This window comes from Emticicia soli (genome assembly GCF_037860775.1).
GTDB lineage: Bacteria > Bacteroidota > Bacteroidia > Cytophagales > Spirosomataceae > Emticicia > Emticicia soli.
This window is the reverse complement of record NZ_JBBEWC010000004.1, coordinates 386,376-412,160: the sequence shown is the minus strand read 5'-3', so window position 1 is coordinate 412,160 and position 25,785 is coordinate 386,376. Positions and strand designations below refer to the sequence as shown.

18 protein-coding genes are annotated in these 25,785 nt (G+C 38.8%); 4 read left to right on the top strand and 14 right to left on the bottom strand.

Annotation, left to right across the window (positions count from 1 at the left end; translation table 11 throughout):
- Window positions 1–2: 2 nt before the first annotated feature.
- The 6 genes from WAE64_RS07420 to WAE64_RS07395 all read right to left on the bottom strand — a co-directional run bounded on the left by WAE64_RS07420 (window position 3) and on the right by WAE64_RS07395 (window position 9,478).
- On the bottom strand, window positions 3–1,439 hold the full coding sequence (locus WAE64_RS07420) for an HlyD family secretion protein (protein ID WP_340235621.1): 1,437 nt from the start codon (window positions 1,437–1,439) through the stop codon (window positions 3–5).
- On the bottom strand, window positions 1,439–3,658 hold the full coding sequence (locus WAE64_RS07415) for a peptidase domain-containing ABC transporter (protein WP_340235620.1): 2,220 nt from the start codon (window positions 3,656–3,658) through the stop codon (window positions 1,439–1,441). The genes WAE64_RS07420 and WAE64_RS07415 overlap by 1 nt, the downstream gene beginning before the upstream one ends.
- Window positions 3,639–4,730, bottom strand: coding sequence for a glycosyltransferase family 2 protein (locus WAE64_RS07410; RefSeq protein WP_340235618.1), 1,092 nt, complete (start codon window positions 4,728–4,730; stop codon window positions 3,639–3,641). The genes WAE64_RS07415 and WAE64_RS07410 overlap by 20 nt, the downstream gene beginning before the upstream one ends.
- A 1-nt stretch (window position 4,731) precedes the next feature.
- Window positions 4,732–6,120 carry a TlpA family protein disulfide reductase gene (locus tag WAE64_RS07405; RefSeq protein ID WP_340235617.1) on the bottom strand — a complete coding sequence of 463 codons (1,389 nt, stop codon included), beginning with the start codon at window positions 6,118–6,120 and terminating at the stop codon, window positions 4,732–4,734.
- 362 nt (window positions 6,121–6,482) lie between these two features.
- On the bottom strand, window positions 6,483–8,123 hold the full coding sequence (locus tag WAE64_RS07400) for a vitamin K epoxide reductase family protein (RefSeq protein WP_340235616.1): 1,641 nt from the start codon (window positions 8,121–8,123) through the stop codon (window positions 6,483–6,485).
- On the bottom strand, window positions 8,120–9,478 hold the full coding sequence (locus tag WAE64_RS07395; protein ID WP_340235615.1) for a glycosyltransferase: 1,359 nt from the start codon (window positions 9,476–9,478) through the stop codon (window positions 8,120–8,122). Before WAE64_RS07395 ends, WAE64_RS07400 begins: the two co-directional genes overlap by 4 nt.
- 347 nt (window positions 9,479–9,825) lie before the next feature.
- Here WAE64_RS07395 and WAE64_RS07390 point away from each other — a divergent pair, with 347 nt between their 5' ends.
- Both WAE64_RS07390 and WAE64_RS07385 read left to right on the top strand, forming a co-directional pair.
- Complete coding sequence (locus WAE64_RS07390; protein ID WP_340235614.1) at window positions 9,826–10,236, top strand: helix-turn-helix domain-containing protein; 411 nt, start codon at window positions 9,826–9,828, stop codon at window positions 10,234–10,236.
- A 151-nt stretch (window positions 10,237–10,387) separates the two neighbouring features.
- Window positions 10,388–10,564, top strand: coding sequence for a hypothetical protein (locus tag WAE64_RS07385; RefSeq protein WP_340235613.1), 177 nt, complete (start codon window positions 10,388–10,390; stop codon window positions 10,562–10,564).
- 205 nt (window positions 10,565–10,769) lie between these two features.
- Here the strand turns inward: WAE64_RS07385 and WAE64_RS07380 are convergent, their stop codons facing one another.
- From WAE64_RS07380 to WAE64_RS07345, 8 genes are all read right to left on the bottom strand, one after another.
- A complete protein-coding gene (locus WAE64_RS07380) occupies window positions 10,770–11,255 on the bottom strand; it encodes a DinB family protein (protein WP_340235611.1) in 486 nt (161 codons plus the stop codon).
- Window positions 11,256–11,344: 89 nt separating this feature from the next.
- Window positions 11,345–12,799, bottom strand: coding sequence for a Gfo/Idh/MocA family protein (locus WAE64_RS07375; protein WP_340235610.1), 1,455 nt, complete (start codon window positions 12,797–12,799; stop codon window positions 11,345–11,347).
- Window positions 12,800–13,027: 228 nt separating this feature from the next.
- Window positions 13,028–14,554, bottom strand: a complete 1,527-nt coding sequence (locus tag WAE64_RS07370; protein WP_340235609.1) for a glucuronyl esterase domain-containing protein — start codon at window positions 14,552–14,554, stop codon at window positions 13,028–13,030.
- 223 nt (window positions 14,555–14,777) lie between these two features.
- Complete coding sequence (locus tag WAE64_RS07365; protein ID WP_340235608.1) at window positions 14,778–16,121, bottom strand: TolC family protein; 1,344 nt, start codon at window positions 16,119–16,121, stop codon at window positions 14,778–14,780.
- Entirely contained in the window at window positions 16,121–17,212 is a 1,092-nt protein-coding gene (locus tag WAE64_RS07360; protein ID WP_340235607.1) for an efflux RND transporter periplasmic adaptor subunit, read from the bottom strand. The genes WAE64_RS07365 and WAE64_RS07360 overlap by 1 nt, the downstream gene beginning before the upstream one ends.
- A gap of 45 nt (window positions 17,213–17,257) precedes the next feature.
- Window positions 17,258–20,473, bottom strand: a complete 3,216-nt coding sequence (locus WAE64_RS07355; protein ID WP_340235606.1) for an efflux RND transporter permease subunit — start codon at window positions 20,471–20,473, stop codon at window positions 17,258–17,260.
- Between the two features lie 47 nt (window positions 20,474–20,520).
- Entirely contained in the window at window positions 20,521–21,345 is an 825-nt protein-coding gene (locus WAE64_RS07350; protein WP_340235605.1) for an aldo/keto reductase, read from the bottom strand.
- A gap of 190 nt (window positions 21,346–21,535) precedes the next feature.
- The gene (locus tag WAE64_RS07345) at window positions 21,536–22,453 is read right to left on the bottom strand and encodes a helix-turn-helix domain-containing protein (protein ID WP_340235604.1); all 918 of its coding nucleotides are present in this window, start codon (window positions 22,451–22,453) and stop codon (window positions 21,536–21,538) included.
- Between the two features lie 216 nt (window positions 22,454–22,669).
- Between WAE64_RS07345 and WAE64_RS07340 the strand changes: the two genes are divergently transcribed.
- Window positions 22,670–23,005, top strand: coding sequence for a PadR family transcriptional regulator (locus WAE64_RS07340; protein WP_340235603.1), 336 nt, complete (start codon window positions 22,670–22,672; stop codon window positions 23,003–23,005).
- 64 nt (window positions 23,006–23,069) lie between these two features.
- Window positions 23,070–25,568, top strand: coding sequence for a PspC domain-containing protein (locus WAE64_RS07335; protein WP_340235602.1), 2,499 nt, complete (start codon window positions 23,070–23,072; stop codon window positions 25,566–25,568).
- Window positions 25,569–25,785: the final 217 nt, after the last annotated feature.

Sequence of the window (25,785 nt, the reverse complement as noted above, 5' to 3'; positions counted from 1 at the left end):
AATTAGCGTTTCATTGTCTTTCTTATATCATAGAAAAGTTTTTCTATTAATTTCAGATTTTCAGTAATTACCTCTCCCGAAGCGGTCATGCCATTTTTAAACGGTAATTTTTTATTGGCAGAAGTTACTAAGCCATGCGGAAAATCTACCCTTACCAGATAAACTGTATCTTGAGGTATATCCGAAATATAAGAAACTTGCCCTTTTACTGTTCCAAACTCCTGAAATGGATAGCTCTGAAACTTCACAATTACTTCCTGGTCTTTTCTAACCTTACCAAAATTATATTGTCCCAATAGCATCTCGCCATGGTACCCAGTTCCTTCTGGTAGAACATACAGTAATTCCTGACCTGCTTTTATCATCTGATTTTCCTGTAGATTGGTCAGAAAATTAACCTTGCCTGCAATCGGCGCCACAGCAATATACCGCTGCTTCCAGGCTTCAATATCACTTTTTAATGAATTAATAGACTGAATGAGATTGTTTTTTTGCTCTATTATGGTCTTATCCAATTCTATCAACTCTTGTTGTTTTTGGTTCTGGCTCATTGAATTATTATCTAAAGCTCCTTTTGCCTGTTCAAATGCTTGTTTTTTACTTAAATATCGGCTTTGAGCATTTCTCGCATCCTGTTTCGATACAAATCCTTTCTCGCTCAAGCGCTGTTGGCTCTGCGCCTCTTCATAGGCCATTTGCAAATCCTTCTCTTGCAATTCCAATTGCGCTCTGGTATTTTCTTGAATGTTTGTTAAAGTATGAATATCTCTGTTTACAGCCCCTTTCTTCTTTAGATAAGAGCCATTAGCCATCGACGACTGCGACCGCACAAGAGCTTCTTGAAACGTCTGATATGGTTTTTGTAGTTCTCCCAACGAAAAAAACAGAGGGATAGTAGTGTGATGAATACCTTCAAAATTATTAACAGCAGATAATTGAATTAATTGATTAATACTATTTTCTAAACTCAATACTTCATCAATACTCGCTGTACTCTCCAAATACGCCAAGTGGTCACCCGACTGTACTAAAGACCCTTCTTTTACCATTAATCTGGTTAAACGCCCATCCATTTTAGCATTCACCGATTTTGGAGCATTATCTGAGATTACTTTCAATTTCGCCCCCACCAAGTCAGGGTATTCCACAAACCAAGTAACTCCAAACAGTATTACTAAAACAAAAAAGAAAACACTGACCCCCCAACTAACCAACCACGAAGGAGGTTGATTTAAAATTTCATCTACTTGAGTATTCCTTAATTCTGGCATCCGAGAATTTCCATCGTTTCCATCACCTCCATTATTCATCTCAGGAGGTTTAGGAGGACCAGTAGGAATTGCGTTGACTGGCTCAGGGCTAGATACACCTTTTCCGCCTAACAGTTCCGTCAGGTTTGTTCTAAGCAATTTCTCGGTTATATCTTTGTTATTTTCCATCAATTCCCTAGTTCTAATTGATTTTTTACTAACTCGAAATATTTTCCATGCTTTTGTGATAATTCCTTATGGGTTCCAATTTCAACAATCTCACCCTTTTCTATAACCACAATCTGGTCAGCATTTTTTACAGTACTCAATCGGTGGGCTACTATCACTACCGTTCGCCGACCAGTCGGACCGCTCTTAAAAAATGCATCCAGATTTTGCATAATCACACTCTCATTATTCGCATCTAAGGCATTGGTTGCCTCATCAAAAAATATAAGATCAGGATTCTTATACACAGCTCTGGCAATTAATAGTCGCTGCTTTTGTCCTTGGCTAATTCCATTTCCTTCAGCACCTATCTTGGTATTGTAACTTAGTGGCAATTCCTCAATAAAAGACTGTATATTAGCTACCTTAACGGCATGTAATAGTTTCGGTATATCTGGTGTTTCATCTCCTACGGCAATGTTGTTAGCAATTGTATCTGAGAAAATGAAACCATCTTGCAATACCGTACCACATACATTACGCCAAGCCCTCGGACTTATATTAGCCAAGTTCGTATCACCCAAACGTACTTCTCCCTTATTAAGCTGATAGAATTTCAGTAACAGTTTTAATAAAGTTGTTTTACCACTACCACTTGTACCTACAATAGCAGTTATTTTTCCATGCGGTATAATAAGATTTATATTTTTTAATACAGGTTCATTACCTGCACCGGTATACGTAAACGAAAGGTTCGTGATATTAATGTCTTTATTTTGTGGTAGATGTTTAATCAGGGTCTTTTCTTCCGGTTCTTCATTGTCCATTTCATGTATTTCGTTCAATCGCTCTATACTGATTTGGGCATCCTGCCAGTGCTGTATAAATTGTATGAGTTGTTCAACGGGGCTATTTAGTTGCCCCATAATATATTGCATAGCCATCATTCCACCTAGCGTCATTTGCCCGTTTACCACAGCAGTAGCCGCCAGAAAAGTAATCAATATGTTTTTACCTTCGTTAATAAACAAGGTACCTGCTTGTTGATATTGGCCTATAGCAAGACTTTTAATATTCCACTTGAATTGCTTTACTTGTAAATTTTCCCATTCCCAGCGTTTCAGGTGCTCGGCATTGTTCATTTTTATTTCTTGCACACCAGTAATCAATTGTATGAGGCTACTCTGATTCTGGCTCGCCAGCGCAAAGCGTTTATTATCCATCTTTCGACGATAACGTAAAAAAAACATTATCCAAAGAGTATATAAAACACTCGATATGATGAAAATACTAAAGATAGTCACGCTATAGAACGCTGCGATGAAACTAAAAATTACCAGATTAAAAAGTGAAAATAATACGTTGAGCGATGTGCCCGTAAGAAATGACTCTATTCGATGGTGATCACCAATGCGTTGCATAATGTCGCCGGTCTTTTTTGAATCAAAAAATGCAATAGGGAGTTTCAGTAGCTTACTAAGGAAGTCTGACAGTATCGATAAATTAATGCGTGTACTGATATGCAAAAGTATCCAGCTACGGATGAAATCTACAGACATTCTACCCAGAAACAACATAGATTGTGCAATCAGAATCAAGTAAATGAAGTGTATATTGCGTGTTTGTATACCTGTATCAACGATAGATTGCGTTAAAAAAGGCAGAATGACCTGAAGGATAGAACCAATCATTAAACCTAAACCCAACTGAACCAGTAAGCCCTTGTATCGCCACACATATTGCCATAGCATTCCTATAGCTAAACCCTTATATTTTTCTCCTTCTTCTTCATAAAATCGTGGAGTAGTTTCTAAAAGCAATGCAATGCCTTCTTCTTCATTATTTTTCTTTGAAGCTAGCCACCCCCTGCAAAACTCATCTTTAGTGTAGTTTAGCAATTCTTTGCCCGGATCGGCTACATGAACCGTTATTTCTTTACTAAAACGACTTTTTGATATTTTGTATACAACCACAAAGTGATTTTGCTGCCAATGAACTATACACGGTAGAGGTGCTTCGGTTACCAGTTTTTCAAAGCTTACTTTTATGGCCAGTGTTTTAAAACCAATATCTTCAGCAGCTTGCGCAATGCCTAACAAAGAAACACCCTCTTTGCCAATTTCTGCTTTGCTGCGGAGTGTTTGTATAGTCATGCTCTTCTTATAATGCTTTGCTACCATGCGTAGGCATGTAGGGCCGCAATCCATTGCGTCGAGTTGTTTATAGTAAGGAAACGGCATTGGTAGTCTTTTTTTCTTTTAAATCATAGCAAAAATGTTCGAACTCTTCAGTTGTTTTCATAAGCCCTAGATTTACTAATTGTTGAGAATCTAAATATTTAATAGAGCCTTCGTAATGGAAACCTATCGCAGGATTTTTGCTTACTTCATTTTCAAAATGTTTATAGTAAAATGCGCCGCCATAATGCTCGCCTCTTTTTACTTCTTCCTTTACTTCGCCGATAAAATCAGATAAAAATTTTGTATGAAAAACTACCCCTTGAATATCGCTGATTTTGGCGCCGTTAACAGCATGCATGCCCTGAACTAAATAGGTACCATTGATATTTTTAAAAATTGGTATTTTAGATAAAATATGAGGCGGATTTATCTTACCAAAAACCCTTTCTCTCATACCTCCTGTAAATATTACAGATGAGAAGTCATTAAAATTATGTCTATCCAAAAATCTGAAAAAGCTTTGTTTATATTCTTTATCAAAATATGGAATATTATTCAACGGATTGCCCCCCTTGTAATCTGTTGAATCAATCTGATGTGGTGAATACATATCTAATAAGAAAGTTCTGACGGCGGTTGTTTCTTCCCTTTCTAAAAAACGAACAAGGTCTCGTATTGTAAGGTTTTCGGCATGCGGAAACGAAAACAATTCATCTATATCAACCACTATACACCAATGATTTTTACCATAGGTTTCCAGCAAGTGTTCCATCCAATACCAATGATTAACATAGGTTTCAGAGGTACTGAAAACATGCGTGTTATCTTCCTTTGAAATAATTGCTTGTGAGTTATCAGTCGAATTATTATCTATAAAGAAAAATCTATCTACGCCTAATTGCTTATAATATTCAATGAAATGAGGTAATCTTAATGATTCATTTCTAAAAATGGCAAAAAGTCTGATTTCGTTTGTATCAAACGGAATCACCGTATTTTCTATCCTTTTAAGATAGCTAACAGAATTGAGGTATTGCTTTTTATACTTTGCAATCTCTCGTCTTAAAGCAAAATATTTGCTTATTTTTCTTATCTGTGTTTTAAGCTGATATTTAAAATTCTCTAATACCATCTTATTTTTTTAAAAGATTAGTAAAAAGGTAATTTATCTCTGTAGAAGAAGGCCTTGGTGCATCAGGATTGTTGATGATACCATCTTTATCGATAATCATATATCTTGGTATTGAATTTATCTCATATTTAGATATAAAATTTGAACTTTTGGAATTAGTAATCAGATAACTGTGCTTTTTTAACTGATGCTTCTCAATGGCTCTGCGCCAAGCAGTTTCTTCATCATTCAGAGCCAAATAGACAAATACGACATCTTTTTGCTCTTTACTCAGTTTTTTAGAGTGAGGCAACTCTGCAATACATGGAGAACACCAACTTGCCCAGAAATCGACATAAATTACCTTTCCTCTCCATTTTTTCATCAAATTTGACCATGTTTCTTTACCATTAGTCTCATCTATTAATTTCAACTCATCGGTTTCTACTGCAGTATACTCTATATTCTTCATTAAAGCTTCCAGTCCGCGATTTGAACCATAATCCTCCTTAAAAGCATTAATATATTTGATGGTAGTTTTACGATCATATTTTTGGGCAACCATCTGTACAATTGTTATATACTTAAAGTACTCTTGAATTTCACTTGGAAACTGTTCAAAATCTGTAGCATATCTTTCGGCCAGGGTTCTTTTGGTAGGATTGCTTATAACGTTGTTAATATTATAAAAATTAAATATGGGCTTCAAACTTCTGTTATTTAAGTTTGCCACACTTATGAATTTTTCGGAACTAAGTAATTTTGATAAACTGGTATCACGAAGTTTATTATTCAAGCCAGATAATTTAATATATTGTTCAACTAGAACTAAATCTGCCAATATTCTGGCCTTATAATCATCGGCTTTCAAAAACGAGTCTCTTACATTATCATAATATTTGTTACTGGCCTCGATGTAACTCTTTATACCTTCGCTCTTATTATCTCCTTTCAGTTCTCTTGTTTTCTTAAAAAGTTCTTCTATTGTTTTTCTTTGAGGGGTCTCATCAAATACATCCTGATGAATATCATTAATAATATGTTTCTTACCTTTAACTAACTTAGAAATTTTTCCTGCATCGCTATTTGCGTCAACAACAATTGTATCGCCAGCTGAAACTATAATTGAATATTCTTCAGGGAATTGATAAAGCATATAAATAATTTGATGTTTTTCACGAAGAGCCAGTTTCATGGTATCATTCGGATTGACATTCTGATCTGAAACTAAATTTTCTTTGATTTCTTCTGCCGTAAGGGGGGTGGTTATGTGCAGAGGTTCTGAACCTTCTGAATTAAATATTACCGTAATTTCTTCTGGTAAATTACTGGTTAACGCGCTCTGAGTCTGCTTTTTTTCAGTTGAGCACGATAAGAATGTTAATAAACTCAGAACCCAATACTTATTCATGTTAAAAGATTTTAATTTATAAAATGCTCTATCCCCAATAAGGAATAGAGCAATAAATAAAAAGATTAACAGCTAGCGCAGCAGTACCCTGATACATAGTGGCTTCCACTTTTGGTTGTTGATCCATTATTATACCAGTTTTGGGCTTTACTAACAGAGTGTCCGCAAGTTTTACCAGAATACTTGTTGGAGCCATCTGTTGTTCTATAGTAAATACAGCAACCGCTACCACCTACTATTTTTTTCATTTGGTCTCTGTTAAGCACCTCTACTGAAGAATTGAGATTTGTTAAACTTAAATTTTTCATAGTCATTTGTTGTTTTGAAATTAATAATTGAAAGTATATTGATTTGATCAAATCCTAATTTTGAATGGCTGCCTGGGGCAGACTGTACTCTGTTGTATAAATGTTATAAAGCTTTACTATATCGCTGCCTTTATAAAATTTCGGAATTTCATTACCGTTCAGGAATTTACTTGGAGCTTCGTAAATACCAGCAATCTCAAGCCATTTCAACTGTTCGCTCAGTAGTAGCATGCTTTTCTCATTTATTTCTTTTATTTTAAGCACCTTTTTCCATTTACTTAAGTTCTGACTGTTGTCGGTAAACCATGCATTTAAGGCTCCAGCCATTTCCTCTTTTGTTTCCTGACTTAGTATAATTCTGGCTACCTCAGTTGCAGTATCTTTTTCTAATGGTCTTACCGCCAACACAATTTGTACATGAATATCTGCATATTGTTCTGATAGTTGTTTAGCTGCCAAGTAGGTATAAAAGCATGAGTTACAGGTTGGACTCAAAACTAGAGTCAACTTGTTAGCGGCATGAGTGTTGCCTATTTCTATAGCTTGCATACCCGCAATAAATGGAGTTAAACTTGTATTTCTGGTAAATAGTGTATTCAAATAGTCGGAATCGAACTTCAGCTTTTGTAATTCGTTTTGCATTGTGTCTATTTGCAATGCTTGCTGCAAGGGCTTTTTTAGTACTACCAGCAGTATGACCGGCAACAAAAATGTAATAAGTACTCCAATCGGCACTTCTGAAAGTATTGACGAAGCAGAAAAACCGGTTTGAATAAACATCGCTAATTCTAACCATAATAGTACCTGTACTGCCATGCATAATGGGCACCATTCTTTTGCTATAAAAAACTGATAGTAAACTGACCAGAAAGTGTATGCTCCTGCCGATACACCCAAATACTGAAGAAGTGTGTAGGTAGCGGCATCGTGAAATAACAGAATAGTAAGAAAACTACCTGTAAAATACAACAAGCCTATGTCTGCCCACGAAAGCCAACCAAATAGTTTGGCTGCATTTGAACTAAGTATATTGTTGCAATTACTTTTGCTATTAAATTGACAGACACTTTTTAAGAATGAATTACCTGTATCAATACTGTACCATACTAACATGCCTGATACAATTATGCCAATAAACTTTGTGAGTAATAAGGTATATAAAGGGCCATTCTCTTCAAAATTATATTGTTTCGTAATTTTGTAAAGAATAATACCTAAACATGCAATGAGTACAGTTATTACAAATGGTATTCTTAAGGTCTCTAATATTTCTTCTTTTCTTTTTTTGGAATAATCCAACTCACCCGATGATTCATCCGGTTCAACTATAAGTGTAATACCATGCCATTTAAACATAAACTCGTGAATAGGCTCTTTAATAATACCTTCTTTTTCATGGCGCCATTCAATAGTGTCGTTTTCTGCTTTGGTAACTGTAACGAAGGTGCCACCATTGCCTTCAAAATAGGCAATAGCAGGTAGTGGAATCTGATTCAACTGCTCCGGCAATAATCTGGTGGCTAAATTAGCTACTTTAAACTCAGCTAAAATATCACTTAATCCAATAAGAGTAGTAGCATATGGATGTTGGTGAAAAGCTCTTTTAAGACTTTGGGTTGTTACTTTAACCTTCGATAATTTTATTACTTGCAGAAGTGCTTCAAAAGCATTCTTTTCATTTAGCGTTAGTTTCATATATCTAAGGAATTTAAAACTACTCTATTGTATTCTGATGTGTAATTTTTGTTTGAGGCATTCTTCATCTCTTTTATGTGCTTTTTAAAAGAAGCATTTAATAAAAGCTCTTCTATTTTTCTTTTAATATCAAGCTTAGTCTCAAATGCGAAATTCCCTCTTAATCCTATTTTGTGCAGTTCTACTTTTAAACCATTGCCGTTCTGGTCATATTTTAGGTCTAGCGGATAAACCAATAATGGAACTTCATTATCAATTGCTTCTTTAATCGAACCTAAGCCGCCATGTGTAATGAATAAATCAGTTTCCTTTAAAACCTCTAGTTGAGGAACTCTCGAGAAAAAATACACATTAGGCGATATCTCTTTGATGGCACGAGCAGTTTCTATAATAAGACTATTTACAGAAATCAATAATTTGATGTTGCCTATTTCGGCAATAGCATTTAATAGATTTTCTACGAAATCAAGAAGTGTTTTGTTTGGCCCATTATAATAGGTGCCAAAACTACAATAAATAATTTTTTGACCTTTTGCTCGATTATGCTTAATGTCCGGCCATAATTCTACAAATGAATTATCCAGTTCAGTATCTTTCCTTTTTAGTCGAGTACAAAGCCCCAGATAATGTTGCCATTCTTGTTTTACATTAGGTGAAACCTCAAATTCAAGTGGAGCCGCAATCAACTCCGGTACCCCGCGGAACATTTTTGTAAAATGATTGTCTTTATCTATAATATCTTCTGGCACACCACTCTTTTGAAATATTTGTTTCTCTTGTTGCTTTTTCAGATATGCCAGTATGCTTTGTTTAGGTTGAGTAATACCGGTCCAAAAGCTCGTTGTTTTCTTAAAAGTGCCGGGCTTAGTTGAGGTACTTTTAAGCCAAGAACCTTCTGACACTATTGGATAACCATTTATTCTATAGGTCGATAACATAGGGTTGAAGAAAACAACGTTTAGTTGTGGACGCAATGTTTTTAACACCAGATAATCTGTGCTACTGAAAATATCAATAATGACACCTGCTGGTTTTATATCTTCTAGTAGCTTACCTAATTCCTTTTTTCGATAATTAAACAACTCATTGTTCTTATAAGCTTTTGCTAAGCGCAAAAAGCTAACTTTTGCTTTCTTCTCACTTACAATAAAATCGCTTTCCATACCAAACATTACTTTCATACCACTTTGCCGAACTGCTTTATAACCATTCTTTTCTACCAATTCAGTAAGAATTTCATCGGTCACCGCGAAGTAAATCTCATATTTATCTGCTAATAAATCAGCTAAGTACATAGCAGGTATAATATGGCTACGTATAGAAGCAGGTATGAATAAAAGACCAGATTTTTTCATAAAGTCGAGCAAAAGCATTCAGCACTTCTCATGAAGAAGTCTGTCATGTATTAGAGTGTTTTCATAATAAGTTATGTCTTATAGATTCTTGAATTGTATTGATCTGAAGACAGCACAAAATTGCGCAACCGACTTTTTTTATCCAATCAGAGTGCTGATAATAAAATGATAATAAAGTGAGCAAAAGAATCAATAAAATTGGGTTTTTAAAGAGCAAAAAATACCACTTAGGGATTTTATATATAGGACTTTTATTAGAATTATTATTACTTGACTGATATAGCAATAATATTTACCTTGCATCCAACTTGAAGCCATAAATAAATTCTTAAACTTTTAATGCTGCGATGAAAACTTTAGAAGAAACTCTTTTTAGATACCAACTAGAGAAGAAGATTACACAACAAGAAATGGCAGCTATGCTAAATATTTCACAAGCTACCTATAACAACTGGATTAATCAGAAGTCTCCCATTGCACCCAAGTATTACCCAGTTATAGCTAAAGTATGTAGTATTGATGTTTCGCCTTTTGCTTCTACTCTGGTAGTCAACTGTACTCAAAACAATAATTCTACCGATGGAAATATACAGGTGGATACCCTTAAGCTTTATCAAAAATTTACACAAAATTTAGAAGAGCAAATTTTATTTTTAAAAGATTATGCGAGTGAATTGCAATCTAAATTGCAAGAAAAAGAAGTACTTATAAGAACTCAACAAGAAGAGATTAATCTTTTGAGGAAACGAATTATTTAGCTTGATGAACGTAAAGAATTTCAACACTCGAAAAAGTTTTAGCGTGCATTTTTAGCAGAAGTTCATTTAGTTTTAAGGCTTTTTGGGGTTGTAGTAAAATTAATTTAATAGCGTTGAACTTACTTTTTAAGATAGTACCAACGCTATTTTTATGATTTCGCAATTCTTTAAGCAGAATGTGCTTTATTTTGTACTACTACGCTTCATCCTTTGTTGTACGTATCAGATTAATGCCCGACAGGAAAAAGATAAAGCCAATAATGCCATAGATAATCAGCGCTTTAATATTCTTTGCCCCGCCCGAGGTGTTGACAAACAACATGGCTGAATAAATAAGGCCAATTATGCCTAAGATAGTAAGTACCGATCCGAAGACTCTTTTAAGGTTCATAAATTTATATTTTAAAGATTGTGTGGAATAAATAAGCTTTTATTGCATACGCTTAATGCTAAATAAAACCCAAAAAAGTGTGCCATAGCTAAGTGATAAATATTACAGAACTGGAAGTTGGAATGTAACTATTTATAAGGGCTTAGTTTTCGGCCCTGAATACCCACTCCGGTGCATCATTAATGCTTTGGCGAAGATGTAAATTTAGTTGTGCTACATGGTGCTGTATATGCCTGATATTGTAGATAAGTATTTCATGAATTGCATAATCCATAGAGCCAGAAGAGTTCACCCAACGAGCTTCTATTGTCTGCTCAGTAAGGTTTTCAATCAGGGTTTTAGCTTTTGCTCGGCAATGGCTTAAATACTTAATCAGCTCTGTTTTTGTATAAGTTCGTTCGGGCATTCTGTCTTCAAACTCCGATTCTGTAAAAGGGGCGGGTGGGGTGAAAGTTTTAGGGGCAAGGCTAAGGTAATAATCAGTAAAAAACAAAACATGAAAAGCTTGATACCATAGCTTGCGGTCAGTATCCCATTCATCGTTAGGGCAAAGCAATATCGAATCTTCAAGCATATCAATACTTGCTCCCAACTGATTCCAAAGGCTCTGTTTTATGGTTTCTATCATAGCGTACGAAACAGGTTAAATGTCTTTATATACAAAAAGTGGCAACCTTTACGATTACCACTTTTATATCTGAATCTTTAAATTCTAATCTATACTTCCCAGCCTTTTCTGTAAGTTCTACCTACAAACTGGTTAGCTTCTTCAAGGTTAGTGATTCTCATGTTTTCACCATCCCAAAGGAGTTTTTTACGTGCATAGAACTCTGCCTGGCCTTTGCTATTGTCTTTTTTCAGCATATAGCTTCTGATCGCCAGGTTACCCATTAATACCGTTTCGGTCATCGGGCCTGCGTAGTCAAACGAAGATGTTAAGCCTTTGTGCTCTTTGCTGTTGAAACCAGCTTTACAAGCATCTACCCATCTGCGTTGGTGACCATATTCGGGCTCAATGTCTTTGGGTAAATCAGGGCCTAATTCTTTAGTGCCATCGTTTAAGTACAATTTCGGCATCATTGGCGAGCTATCGTTAATGTTGGTTGAAATAATACCCTTGTCACCGATAATCAACACACCATTGCTGCTATTAGTACCGCCGATGTCTTCACTGGCAGGAATAATATCAGGGTGAGCTGGTCTGATACCACCATCGCTCCATGACATTTCGATATTCGACTTACTCTTAGGAGTTGCCGCAAAATGCAATGTGATGAATGAAGAAGCCGGACAACCCTCTGGGTTATAATCAGGTGCCCACATTTTTGTATAAACCGAAGCCACACTACATTCAGCATCGGTAGGGTATTTTAAGCCTAAGGTTCTGAACGGAATATCAATTAAGTGGCAACCTACGTCTCCAAGAGCACCTGTACCGTAATCCCACCAGCCTCTCCAGTTGAACGGGTGCATATTAGGGGTATAAGGTTTAAACTCAGCAGGGCCGAGCCATAAGTTCCAGTCTAAATCTTTTGGTTTTAAGCTTTCATCTGGCTGTGGCATTGCATTACCTTGTGGCCATACAGGGCGATTTGTCCAGATTTGTACTTTAGATATTTTACCCAATTTGCCTGAGTCTACCCAGCCCTGTACGGTTTTCAAGAGCGGGTTTGAAGCACCTTGGTTACCCATCTGGCTCACAATTTTGTATTTTCTGGCCATTTCGGTCAATAAACGTGCTTCACGAATATTGTGCGTCATTGGTTTTTGCACATACACGTGTTTGCCACGCTCCATTGCAAATTTAGCCGCAGGACCGTGCACGTGGTCAGGTGTAGAAATGGTAACAGCGTCAATATCTTTTTCTTTATCCAACATCTCACGGTAGTCGGCATAAAGTTTTGCATTAGGGAATTTTTTTACGGTTTCTTTTGCAGAACCTGAAAAGTCAACATCACAAAGGGCTATAATGCGCTCTCTTCCGTTAACAGATGCATTGGTTATATCGCTTCGGCCTTTACCACCCGCACCAATGGCAGCTATGTTAAGCTGGTCGCTAGGCGAGATAAATCCGAGACCACCAAGTACATTTCTGGGAACGATAAAAAAAGAGGAAGCAATAGCTCCTTTTTTGATAAACTCTCTCCGAGATTCGTTTGATTTCTCTTTCATGTTTAAAAAATAATGTATTTAGGATTGAATAACTGAGCTTTGTGGCTCAACGAGGCCAAATTTTCATATACCTCTTTTGCTGTGCTAAAGTAGAAAAATTATAGCCAAATACATTGAACTAAGGAATAAATTTATTTCAACTTTTACCTGAAATCATAACATAAAAACTACACTTTAGACGTAGTACACACCTATAATTGGTATTAAAACAGTATAAAAGCGTAGTTTTTACTTCTCATATTTCAGAAACTTATTAGCCCACGGAATGAAATGTTGCATATTAGGCCAGTCGGTATGGCCGCCGTCATGCTGCCGCCATGCCAGATGTCCCTCTAGCATATCGGTGTTTACGGGTGGCATTTTTTCTTTCATGTAATCATTTGACACCCCAAGGTCTTTAGCTCCTAATAATTTGAAAACCGAACCTGCGGCTATAGTAGCCATATAACTACCTTGCTGGTCGAGCCATTTAGCGTCGCCTTTTTCGGGTATTCCATAACTGATGAATGTAGGGCGTGGTGCGCAAAGCGCAATTAGTTCGTGCGAATCAACAGGTAAGTCGCAACCTGTTTTTGTGCCAAAACTGGCTTCAGCAGCGCCATATTTCAGGTAGTTTCCGGCCATCCAGTAATATAGCCCTCCTGTAAGATTTTCAACAGCTTCGCCAAATACCCTGCGGTGTAGGGTAGAACCGCCTTTGCCCGAAGAGCCTATAAGCCCTATGGCAAAGCGAGGCTCAAACGCAAGTGTAACCAAAGCCGCCTTACCATAACGAGATACTCCCTCAATACCTACACGCTTGGCGTCTACAGCAGGGTCGGTTTCCAGATAATCGAGCGCACGGGCTGCACCCCAAGCCCATGCTCGCAATGCGCCCCAGTCGTCTGGTTTTCGGGGCTGTCCTTTGTTTACCAAACCAATAATTCCTCGGGTAAGCCCTGCACCATTGTCGGCCTGAATACTGGCGGGGTCGAGCGTTACATATCCCCAACCTGCGGCAAGCAATTGCTCGGTCGATGGCGATTCTCCGTTAACAGGCGGAGCGAAAAAATTAGGTCCGGGCAGGCGAGTGATAGGCGTATAAGCCGGATACTGGTCGAAAATGGCTTTTAGTGATGGGTCATGTTTTATCATCATGTCTTTAAAAGACGCATTGAGTTTTTCCATGTGCTCGGGGCTAGGCTGTGCAGGAGCAGGAAACGATGGGCGGCCAAACATTATCAGCACAGGAACAGGGCCTTTTACATTAGTTGGCACAACCAATAGCATATTTATATCTACATTTATGAGTGGATACTCGCTATTATCTACATGGCCTATGAGTTGCTTGGCTATTACGGGGGTTCGTCCTACCAGCTCTTTATCTGTAATCTTTATCGTCCAGCTTACTTGTGGTATTTTCTTGGGTAGCTTGCCATATATTTCTCTTTCTATGTCTTCTACCAGCTCAGGGCGACGCTTGTTCCACCAATCTTCTGGGCTGCTTACTTTTTTGCCGTTTTTGAGTGTAAGGGCATCGGGTAAAGTAGGGCAGGGGTTAGCTGTTGCTTCATCATAATTGGCATGATTCGGTGCCGACTCGTTGCCGCTCGGGCCAGGTCTGAGGCGTTTAATGCCCAATTGCTGCATCATGTTTTCACGGTCTTGCTGGTCGGTAAAAGTTACCAATGGTGGTAAGCCTTCTTTAGAAGAAGCCACGTTTTGTGCCATTGCACTTGCAGATGCAAAGAGCAACGAAAAAAGAACTTTTTTCATGCTTGTTTAATAATTAAGGTTGGTTGCTTTTCTGAAATACTAAAGTGTGGGGCGATATAAGCAAAAAGGCTTAGTATGAGATTTAGGCAAACATACCTGCTCCTCAATACTAAGCCTTTTATAGGACTAAGTAACAAAAAAATATAGAGACTTTATCAGATTTTATAAAATTCCGGTAAAGTCTCTATCAATGTTATAAACAATAAAATAAGACTGATTATACTTACTCTTGTCCGTCTCCAACTAAGAATTGTAAGAGTTTTTGTTGATAACGTACATGAATATCAGCACGAGCTACATTAACTTTTGCAGAGGCCAGTGTATTTTGGGCTACAAATAAATCTACCAAAGGAGCTAGTCCATTCTGAAAACGGCCTTCTTGCAATTCGAAAGCAGCTTGTGCGGCTGATAATTGTGCTTGCGCGGTAGTGAATTGTTGTCGGGCTGTTTCGTAGTCGGTTAAGGCTTGGTTTATCTCGGCTCTTATCTGGTCTTGTCTGTCAAGTATATCCAACTCACGATTCGCCTCTTCTATGCGGTTTTTGGCAACTGCTGTTTTGGTCTGGTTGCGGTCAAATATATTCCAAACCAAACTCAAACCAGCATAGACGTTAATCTGGTTACCCAACTGACGTATAATATTGCGTTGCTCAATTGTACTTAATACGTCGGTACCATTAATGTTTTGTTGAAACAAGTGTCGGCCGGCGGTAGTAAAGCCACCTGAAGCAACTAACTGAGGTTTCAAGGCCGCTTGAATCTGTGGTGTTCTGAGGGCAATGGCTTCTCTTTGTTGTTTAAGCGTCAATAAATCATAACGTTTGGAATAGGCTGAACCGATTAAATCTTGTCCTGCTAAAGTAGGTAGCCCTTCTTCTGCTAATTCCTGAAAATCATAATCATCTCCGGGAAGATTCAAACGACGAATCAGAAAAATCTTACGGCTTTGTAGCGCATTTTTGGCGGCTATTACTTGTTGTTCGTCTAAACGGGTTTGTGCCTGTTGTTGATACAACTCGTTTGGTAATCTCAAGCCTGCTTTTACCAAGTCGGTCAAGATTGTGTCTCTTTCTTGCGAAAGACGCCAGTTTTGAGTAGTAATTTCAATCATTCTTCTATCTAAAGATAATTGAAGAAATGCGAGGCTTAAATCGTTAACTACTTGCTGGCGGGTAAACTTCAGTTGAGAGTTAGCCGCTTCTTCTGTTTTCTGAGAAGCTAATACCTGATGCTTACGTGCACCGCCATCGGCTATTACATAGTTACTATTGGCCTGGAAATTCAGCCCTGTATAAGTACTGGCTACCAAAGCAGGCGTAGCAATGGTAAGCAAGTTGCTACCCGACTGGAAAGTGAAACCGCCATTGAAAGTAGCATTGGGTAAAAACAGATTTTTACTACCGTAAACGTCCCATTTTGCTGTTTCAATATTGTTTTGTGCTTTCCTGATGCCTACATTCTGCTGAATAGCCATTTGCAGTGCATCCTGAAAACTTAGTACTTTGGTTTGTGCCGAAAGGGTAGTGGCGTAACACAGTAGGCTTAAAAGCAATATAACTTTTTTCATTATTTCGCTGCGGGTTTATTCGCTACTTTTACAAGTGAGCTATCTATCAATGAATTACCGACGTTCAGAGCTACTACATCGCCCTCTTGTAAGCCTTCGTACACACGATACTGTAGGCCATCGCCTGCACCAATTTTGATAGGTCGGTAAAAAATACGATTGTCTTTAATAACAGGGGCAAAGTATTTATCTCCTTTTACAACCAATGCTTGTGCCGGAATACTCAGGAACTCTTGCGCAGGCAGACGAATGATTACTTTCAGGAAGCTACCTGCCAGTATCTGGTTATTGGCATTGTTATATTCTATTTCGGCCAGCATCATACGTGTACGGGCATCTAGTTCGCCTGTCATACGGGTAATATTTGCATGCAGTGTATCAGCTGAACCCGGTACAAGAATATCGACAGGTGTACCCGGACGAACAACGCCTGCATCGGCTTGCTCAACAAAGATGGTAATCCTTAAACGGTTAACCTGCGAAATAGTAACCACAGGCAAAGCACTTGTTTGTGATGAAGTGGCTGCTTGCAATAAGGCACCTACATCGGCATAACGGGCCGATACATTACCTGCAAATGGTGCTTTGATGGTAGTATAAGAAAGTTTCTCTTTCTGGGCATCCAGCCTTGCTTTAGCCATTTCAACATCAGCTCGGGCTTTATCTGCTTCTTGCTCGGTTACATATTTTTTTGATAACAAAGACTCAACTCTGCCTAAATAGCTTTGCTTTTGCTTTAAGTCGGCCTCTAAAGCCAGTTTTTCCTGCTCTAAGTCTGGCGACTCAATAATGGCAATGGTTTGGCCTGCTTTTACGTCTTGCCCTTTATCTACATAAAGTTTTTGCAGGTAGCCACTTATTTTGGCAAATAGGGTTACCGACTGGTAGGGGCGTGCCTCGGCAGACAACACAAGGGTCTTGCCGGATTTTTGCTGACTAATAGTAGTAGTACTAACAGTAGTCAGGCCATCAGACTTTGCGGTAGGTGTCTCAGCAGAATCAGCACGGTTTATAACAAAAATCCCGACTCCTACGATTACTGCGATTATGACTAATAATCCGATTCGGCGAAGATTTTGTTGATTTTTCATAATATATATTTGTTTTTAAGGTCTATTATTGTCTCTGGTTTTGTTTTATGCTACTACGTGGGTGTTTTCTTCCTGGTCTTCCAATAGGCTTACCTGTGGTTTTGCTTTGCCTCTGTATAAGCCAGCATATACCACCGGAACCACAAAAAGGGTAAAGAGGGTAGCAATAATTAACCCACCAATTACGGCTCTGGCCAAAGGCGCATTTTGCTCAGAACCTTCTCCTAAGCCAATCGCCATCGGAATCATACCCAGAATCATAGCAAGGGCTGTCATCAGAATCGGACGAAGACGGGTTCTTCCAGCTTCGGTTACGGCTTTCAGTACCGAGTAACCTTCCATACGCAAATCGTTGGCATAGCTTACCAGTAGGGTAGCATTAGATGCCGCAATACCCACCGCCATAATAGAGCCCATAAGCGATACTACGTTGATGGTGGTATGGGTGGCATACAAAAACAGGATGATACCCGTTAAAGCTCCCGGAATTGCTACTAATACAATAAGCGGGTCTTTTAATGACTGGAACAAAACAACCATCAGTACATATACCAGTAAAATTGCTAGCACCAAACCTTGTGCCATATTGGTAAACGACTCGTTCATTACCTGTCCTTGTCCACGAACGGTAATGGCAAAGCCTTTTGGTAATTCTCCCATGCCTTTTATAATGCGGTCAATATCTGCTGTAACAGAGCCTAAATCACGCCCTTCTACGTTAGCCGAAACGTTAAGCACACGCTGAATGTTCTCGTGGTTAATCTGGCTTGGCATTACGCTTGGTTTTATATCCGAAACGTTTCGAACGGTCTGTGCAATTTGTCGTGGTACATCGGTTGGCTGTAAGGTCGAATTGCTATTCAAGGCGCTTGCTGAGGCACTGGTTGTGAGTGGTAGATTCATTAAATCGCTCACTGACTGTATTTTACTCGATGGCGATTTTACCACCACAGTATAGTTAACGTTATTGGCCGGATTAAGGAAGTAAGAAGGCGCAAACAAACCACTCGATGATAGATTCACCAATAAGTTACTGGCTACGTCTCTCTGGCTTAAACCAACTTGTGCTGCACGTATGCGGTCAACATCAACTTTCAGGGTTGGGTAGTCTAATACCTGTTTAATGGTAACGTCTTTCAAGCCTGCTACTTTTTTAAGCGAATCTCTCAGAACCTTAGCTAAGTCGTAACCTTTATTATAATTGTTTACTTCTACCTGCACATCAATAGGCGAACTTAAACCAAAGTTTAATACCTGCCCAACCATATCGGCTGTCTGGAAATATGATTGTGTACCCGGAAACTCATTATCCAGAATCTCTCGTATTTTGTTACGGTATATTTCGGTGGGTTTATGCCCTTTTTTCAACGAAATCATGATTTCGGCATCCATACCATTTACGTTATCTGATTGTACGTAGGCAAGGTTAAAGAAAATAGGTACGCCGATATTGGCACTGATAGTACCCAGTTCTTCTGGCGGAATCAGTTTTTTAACCGACTCTTCAAGGCGTTCCACATATTTTTCGGTTTCTTCAATACGAGTACCAAAAGGTGCCCTGAAATGCAGCTTCATAAAGCCCGTATCAGTAGTCGGGAAAAAGTCGGTTCCAACTTTAGGGGTAACCAAAACTACCGTAAGCACTACTATTACCAAAGAACCAATAAGAATAAGCGCTTTATGTTTTAAGGTTTTGCGTAAACGGCTGGCATACGTATTTTGTAAACGCTCAAACTGACGGTCTCTCCAAAGGTCGAACTTCGTTGAGTGGCTATCGTGTGAACCTGCCGACAACATTAAACGTGACAGTAAAGGCACGAGCGTTCTTGACAGGATATAAGAAGTAAGCATGGCTACAACCACCGACAAGGCCATTGGTACAAACAAGTACCCCGCCGGGCCTGTAATAAACAATACCGGAATAAACACGATACATATTGATAGCGTAGCAACCAAGGCAGGGGTAGCAATATCGCTGGCGCCATCTAAGATGGCTCGCACGAGTGACTTACCCATACCCAGATGTCGGTGAATACTTTCTATTGCAACCGTTGCATCATCGACCAACATACCTACTGCCAACGACAAACCACCCAAGGTCATGATATTGAGTGAGTTGCCTGTGAGGTCAAGCACAACAATTGCTGTCAGAATAGCTAAGGGGATAGAAGTTACAACAATGAATACGTTTCTCCAGTTACCCAGAAAACCAAAAATCATTAAACCAACCAGCACAATTGCAAGCACCATTTCGTGCAATACGTTGTCGATAGCTGCACGCACAAATATACTTTGGTCGAAATCGGTAGTTATTTCTAATCCCTCTGGTGCTACCTCTTTTATCTTAGGAATCATGTTTTTCGATGCCTCAACAATAGTTAAGGTAGAAGCACTCGATTTACGTAAGATACTCAGATAACTAGCGTGCTTGCCGTTAATGCGTACAATATTGGTTGGGTCGGCAAATGAGTCAGATATTTTACCAATGTCTTCTATCTTGATTGTTTGCCCGTTAATAACTTTTACCGGAATATCATAAAATTGCTCAACGCTGCTTGGGCTGGCATTGAGGGCTATGTTGTATTCAGTTCCCCCCATTTTGGCAGTACCTGCCGGAAGAATAACGTTAGAGCTTTGTAGTGCCGCAATAACATCGGCTGCTGAAAGTCCTTTGGCTGTCAATTGAGCAGGGTCAATATCTATGTTAATCTGCCGTTGTTTACCACCATAAACCCCGGGTGTTTGTAAACCCGGAATTGTAAATAAGCGAAGTCGTAAAAAGTTATTGGTGTAATCAGCTACGGCATCTTCTCCCATGGTATTACTCGAAATAATCATGTGCAATACCGGAAGGTTAGATGCATTATAAGGAAGTAGTACCGGAGGCTGCATGCCGGGAGGCATCTGGCGTAATGCAGTAGACGATACCGCTGAAATCTGGGCCAGGGCCTGCCCTAAATCGGTGCCGGGCTGAAAATATACACGTAACAAACCAATACCCGGAATAGAGCTCGACTCGATACGAGATACCCCTTGAACCTGCGAAGAAATACCACGTTCGTTATTGATTACAACCCTGCGCTCCATATCTTCGGCCGACAGGCCCGGATATGCCCACACAATGTTTACAACAGGTATGTCAATTTTTGGAAAAATATCCGTTTGCATGGAACGGATTGCTATAACACCGCCGAGCATCATCAAAAAAGCCATGACTGCAATGGTATAAGGGCGATTGAGTGCTAATCGAACAATCCACATAAGAATAGATTTAGGTTTTAATATAAAAAATTGATAGCTGTTTCAGCTTAATTCATAACAGAGGGCATCATGCCCCACACAGCTAAGTTTTCTTGTAAATGTTTTTCCGAAGAAGTGCCCGGGATCGGAATAATATTCGGCGACTTTTCAAGCAACCAGAGTAAAGATAGTTGTGGTAAAGTAAGTCCCATTTCAACAGCTTTCTGCTGGTACTTCGGGGCTTTATCGGAGTCAATCATAGCAGTAGGGCAGTACGCTATGAAAGCGATATTTTCGGTGGCACAGGTCTGGGCAAATTTCAAATGGGTCTGATTTGCAATGCTCAGGGAGTTTTGAACCGAAGCAATTTTTGTAATACTTTGTGCTTGCCTTAGCTGGTCTAATTTAATATTAGAAAGACCAATTTCACGTATTTTTCCTTGTTTTTTCAAACAAGCAAGCATCCAAACCGATTCTTCAATGGGTACTTCGGGGTCAACGTGGTCTAACTGATACAAATCAATGGTTTCAAGGTTGAGCCTGCGTAAGCTTGCCTCAACAGTGGTTTTCAGGTAGCCGGGTTTACCGCTGGCAAATATCTTGCCCGGAGCATATTTAACCGAGCCTCCCTTTGTACCCACTATTACTTCTTTCTTAAATGGCTCTATGGCTTCTGCCAGAATGAGCTCCGAGCAACCAGGTCCGTAAGCATCGGCGGTATCAAAAAAGTTTACACCTAGCTCATAGGCTTTCCGTATTACCTTAATTACTGCCTGCCTGTCGGCAGGTTCTCCCCACGAGCCTGCACCTGTGGTTGCACGCATGGTGCCTAAACCAATTCTGTTGATTACTAGGGTATTACCGATAGTAAACTGCTTATGTAGAACCTCCATGAAGATTTTATAGGTAAAATATCTTACAAAGATATTTTTTACAAGCCCTGCAATCACGGTAAGTTTTGCAGTAAGAATGGTAAAAATCGAAGAATCAGGTCAGAAAAGGTTGTTTATCATATAAATATACTAAGAATATTTATAATTGTTAGAATTAGGGCGATTTCGATTTCCCTGTCAGCTAGAGCTCTTAGTTTGTTTGCATACGGTATTCCCTAGGAAGTACTCCGGTTGATTTTTTGAAGAATTTTGTAAAATTGGTGGGCTCGTCGAAGCGTAAACGATAGGCGATTTCGGTTACTGAAAGCTCAGTTGTGTGTAACAAAGATTTTGCTTCAAAAATCAGGCGTTCGTTAATCAATTGTTTTGCCGATTTACCGAGTTCTTTCCGTAAAGTATTACTCAGGTGGTTGGGGTGTATATTAAGTTGTTCGGCAAACTCGTTTACGGTAAATACTTTACCTGTGCGGCCTTTAGATAATAGCAAAAAGTGCTCTTCCAGTAATCGTTCGAATGCCCGTGTTAATCTTAAGTTTTTGGTGTTTTCGGTAGTAGTATTTGTATGTATCTGATAAGTTTCTTGTGCTTTAATAAAAAAGATATGTAGTAAATGGCGCATGATTTCCCATCGGCAAGTAGAAGAACTACTTACTTCTTTGAGCATCAGTTCAAATAAATCTTTAAATGGTTGTTGTTGGTCGGCTGATAAATCAAACACGGCCCGGCCTTCGAGCTGAAACATAGGTAGCTCACGAATAGCATGCAGGCTCTCGGGTGTAGATGAAAAGAAACTTTCGTTGAAAAAGCAGATATAACCCGATAATTCTTCTAAACGATGATATTGATGCAAATGCCACGGGCTAAGAAAATAGAGTGTTCCGGCTTGCATCATAAAATCAGAAATGCCTACTTTAAAGGCAAGTTTTCCGCTTGTTACAAGGGCAAAAATGTAGCAATCACTCCGATAAACCGGGCTAATGGCAGGCCTTGTTAGCATGGCCTCTTCAAATCGGTATAGCTGAAAATCGGGCGAGTGGGGGTCTGGCAAACCCAAAGCCTGCATCAATTTTGTGATTCCAATAAAAACTTCAAAATCCGGCGTTTTCACAAAAAATCGTTAATTGGCTCAAAATTACAAATAGAAACAGTACGTTGGGTTAAAAATTACTTAATTTCATCCTTAAAAATCTCGATTTGCTCATGGTTTTTTGCCGTTCATACTAATTGAGCCGTATTTTTTGCCAAGTATCTTGCATTGCATAGTACCTTTTATTAACTTTGTATCATTAATTCAGCTGAAAATGCTTTAAACGAGATATAAAACATGGATTTAGAAAACGCCCAAGTGCAGATGCGGAAAGGTATATTGGAGTACTGCATCTTACACATAATTTCGAGGGGCGAAATTTATGCCTCCGAAATCCTAGACGAACTCATCAATGCCAGAATTATGGTTGTTGAGGGTACACTCTACCCCCTCTTAACCCGCCTCAAAAACTCAGGTCTGTTAGATTACAAGTGGGTTGAGTCTACTTCAGGGCCGCCACGAAAATATTATGTATTAACCGACACAGGCCAATTGTTTTTAGATAATCTTAACGGAACGTGGAATGAACTTTCGGATTCGGTAACAACGATTATCAGCAAGAAAACCAAATAGACGCAAACACTCAAGACTTACCTTTCATTTATCTAGCCATTGAGGCAGTTTATAGTTTAAGACAATGAAAAAGACAATACAAATAAATATAGCAGGCGTAGTTTTCAATATAGAAGAAGATGCCTACGACAAGTTAAGCAATTATCTGCGCTCGATTCAGCAGTACTTTGCTTCTTATGAGGGAAATCAGGAAATAGTTTCAGATATAGAAGCCCGGATTGCAGAGAAATTCTGGATAAAAGATAAATCAGATGGTGCTTCGCAGGTAATAACCCTTGAAGGTGTAAACGACCTCATCAAATCGATGGGTAGCGTGGCCGATTTTGAAGCCATAGAAGAAGAAGAAGATTTGAAAAGTGCCACTTTCAGTGCTGAATCGAGCAAGAGCTATACAAGTACAACCGAAGAAAAAAACAGCTTTGGTGGCCAACAAACTACCACAGCAGGGCCAAAACGCTTGTATCGTGATGTAAAACGCAAGGCTCTAGGTGGGGTTTTAGCAGGTTTGGCACATTATTTCAATATTGACGTAGTATGGATGCGTATCATCTTCCTGTTCTTATTCTTGGGGATTCCACCATTGATTGATGATTTAGCGCCTGTATCGGGTTTTGTGTTCCTGGGCTATTTTGTGTGCTGGATCGTATTTCCGCCTAGCACAAACCTTGTTGAGGACGAAAAAATCAAGAAATTTTATCGTGACAACGACAATAAGGTGCTAAGTGGTGTTGCCAGTGGTTTGGCTGCTTACTTTGGTGTTGATGTTACCGTTATTCGTTTGCTTTTTGTATTAGGTGTATTGTTCTTTGGAACTGGCTTGCTTGCCTATATTATTTTGTGGATTGTAGCGCCTAAAGCAAATACACTAACACAAAAAATGGAAATGAAAGGCGAACCCGTTACGCTTTCTAATATTGAAACCAACATTAAAGAAAACCTGAAAGTAGATAAAAATGCGCCTGAAAATGCCCTTACTAAAATTCTTTTGTTCCCGTTTCGTTTAATCGCTGTCGTTATTAAAGGTATTGGCGAGATTCTGAAAAACCTAGGGCCTGTTGCAAGAGTTTTAGCAGGTATAGTAGTAATGGTTTTTGCTTTGTCGGTTATCGTAACAGTAGTAATAGGGCTTGCAGCATTTTTCGGAGTAATGACAGGCTTTGAAGGTAGTGATTTCTTTGACCATGCTCCTTTCAAAATGTTTGCCGACGATATTCATCCAATGGCTGGCTTCTTTGCTTTCCTTGCTAGTTTTACGCCGTTCTTAGCTTTATTGTTGGTGGGTTTAATACTATTAACCAACCGCCGTATAGGTTCACGTAACTTCTGGATTTCGTTACTAGGTTTATGGTTGGCAGGTTTGATGGGTACGGGTATTCTGGCAACAAAATATGCTCTGAATTTCAAGAAAAAAGGAAAAGTAGAGGTAATCAAAAATTTTGCTTTACCAACACAAACCCTTGTACTTGATGCTTACGATAATACTGATGAAGATGGCTTTGAAGTGACAAACCGTGTAAGCGTAGATTTAACCGGATATGATGGCTCTGATTTGAAACTCGAGCAAAGATTTGAAGCTCAAGGGCGCACAAAAGCCGATGCAGAAAAAAATGCCAGAAGCGTAGTATATGAGGTGAAACAAAAAGACTCATCACTTGTTTTCGACGAAGATTTATTGTTGTCAGATGATGCTCGTTTCCGTGGACAAGACCTTGATATGACACTGTATATTCCGTATGAGAAACCATTCAAATTAACCAGAAGATTCTACTACGAAGTATTTAACCGTTGGCATAATGATAATTATGAGATAGACTCTGACGACATTGATAAATATACCTTTGTGATGAAACGTGACTCTGGTATGATTTGCAAAGATTGCCCTAAATTGAGTGAAGAAGAAAGAGAGGCTATAAGAGACAGAAACGACCACTACGATGAAGACGGCAACTCGTTTAATATGGAGGTGTTTCAGGGCAAAGGGCAGTTTGAAAAGAAGTTTGATGTAAGAAATTTCGGTAAAATAGATGTAGGTGGTGCCTTTATTGTTACTGTGCGCCAAGGAGATTCTTACAGCGTTTCGGCTGATTCGGACGACCAAGATAATATTGATGATTTGGATATTGATGTAAAAGGCAATACGTTAGAGATAGAATACAGAGATAAGTTCTCGTTTGGTCGCCGAAATGAAAGAACAAGAATCAACATTACCATGCCAAAACTAGAGGCGCTAGATTTATCAGGTGCATCGACAGTAAAGGTGATTGGTTTTAAAGATAAAAATCAGGATGTTGAAATTGACCTGACAGGCGCAGTGAAAGCAGCAATTGATATAGATGCCCGTAAGATAGATTTAAACGCTACCGGAGCTGCAAATGCTGACCTTCGTGGAACTGCCGACAGAGTAGATATAGATGTTACCGGTGCTTGCCAGATAGATACAAGAAAAATGGAGATTAATCAGGTAAATGCCGATGCTACCGGAGCAAGCCGTATCCGCCTCGGAAAAGTAAAAGACCTGAGCTCTTCTCATACAAGCGGTGCCAGCAAAATAAGTAGAGAATAAAAATAAATAAAGTCTAAACCAAAAGAGATTGCTTTAAAACGCAATCTCTTTTGGTTTAGACTTTATTTATTTTTCGACAAGATATTTTAGTAATTAATATTATTATTTCTTACTTGTATTTATAATTCTAAAATGTAAATTTTCTCAATTACTATAAATTTTCGTTCATAAATGACTTATTATAGAAATTCACAAACTTTAAAATGTTTACTTAAGT

Coding starts and splice junctions, on each gene's coding strand:
- WAE64_RS07420 (WP_340235621.1), bottom strand. CDS start 1,439: ATGGAAAATAACAAAGATATAACCGAGAAATTGCTTAGAACAAACCTG.
- WAE64_RS07415 (WP_340235620.1), bottom strand. CDS start 3,658: ATGCCGTTTCCTTACTATAAACAACTCGACGCAATGGATTGCGGCCCT.
- WAE64_RS07410 (WP_340235618.1), bottom strand. CDS start 4,730: ATGGTATTAGAGAATTTTAAATATCAGCTTAAAACACAGATAAGAAAA.
- WAE64_RS07405 (WP_340235617.1), bottom strand. CDS start 6,120: ATGAATAAGTATTGGGTTCTGAGTTTATTAACATTCTTATCGTGCTCA.
- WAE64_RS07400 (WP_340235616.1), bottom strand. CDS start 8,123: ATGAAACTAACGCTAAATGAAAAGAATGCTTTTGAAGCACTTCTGCAA.
- WAE64_RS07395 (WP_340235615.1), bottom strand. CDS start 9,478: ATGAAAAAATCTGGTCTTTTATTCATACCTGCTTCTATACGTAGCCAT.
- WAE64_RS07390 (WP_340235614.1), top strand. CDS start 9,826: ATGAAAACTTTAGAAGAAACTCTTTTTAGATACCAACTAGAGAAGAAG.
- WAE64_RS07385 (WP_340235613.1), top strand. CDS start 10,388: ATGATTTCGCAATTCTTTAAGCAGAATGTGCTTTATTTTGTACTACTA.
- WAE64_RS07380 (WP_340235611.1), bottom strand. CDS start 11,255: ATGATAGAAACCATAAAACAGAGCCTTTGGAATCAGTTGGGAGCAAGT.
- WAE64_RS07375 (WP_340235610.1), bottom strand. CDS start 12,799: ATGAAAGAGAAATCAAACGAATCTCGGAGAGAGTTTATCAAAAAAGGA.
- WAE64_RS07370 (WP_340235609.1), bottom strand. CDS start 14,554: ATGAAAAAAGTTCTTTTTTCGTTGCTCTTTGCATCTGCAAGTGCAATG.
- WAE64_RS07365 (WP_340235608.1), bottom strand. CDS start 16,121: ATGAAAAAAGTTATATTGCTTTTAAGCCTACTGTGTTACGCCACTACC.
- WAE64_RS07360 (WP_340235607.1), bottom strand. CDS start 17,212: ATGAAAAATCAACAAAATCTTCGCCGAATCGGATTATTAGTCATAATC.
- WAE64_RS07355 (WP_340235606.1), bottom strand. CDS start 20,473: ATGTGGATTGTTCGATTAGCACTCAATCGCCCTTATACCATTGCAGTC.
- WAE64_RS07350 (WP_340235605.1), bottom strand. CDS start 21,345: ATGGAGGTTCTACATAAGCAGTTTACTATCGGTAATACCCTAGTAATC.
- WAE64_RS07340 (WP_340235603.1), top strand. CDS start 22,670: ATGGATTTAGAAAACGCCCAAGTGCAGATGCGGAAAGGTATATTGGAG.
- WAE64_RS07335 (WP_340235602.1), top strand. CDS start 23,070: ATGAAAAAGACAATACAAATAAATATAGCAGGCGTAGTTTTCAATATA.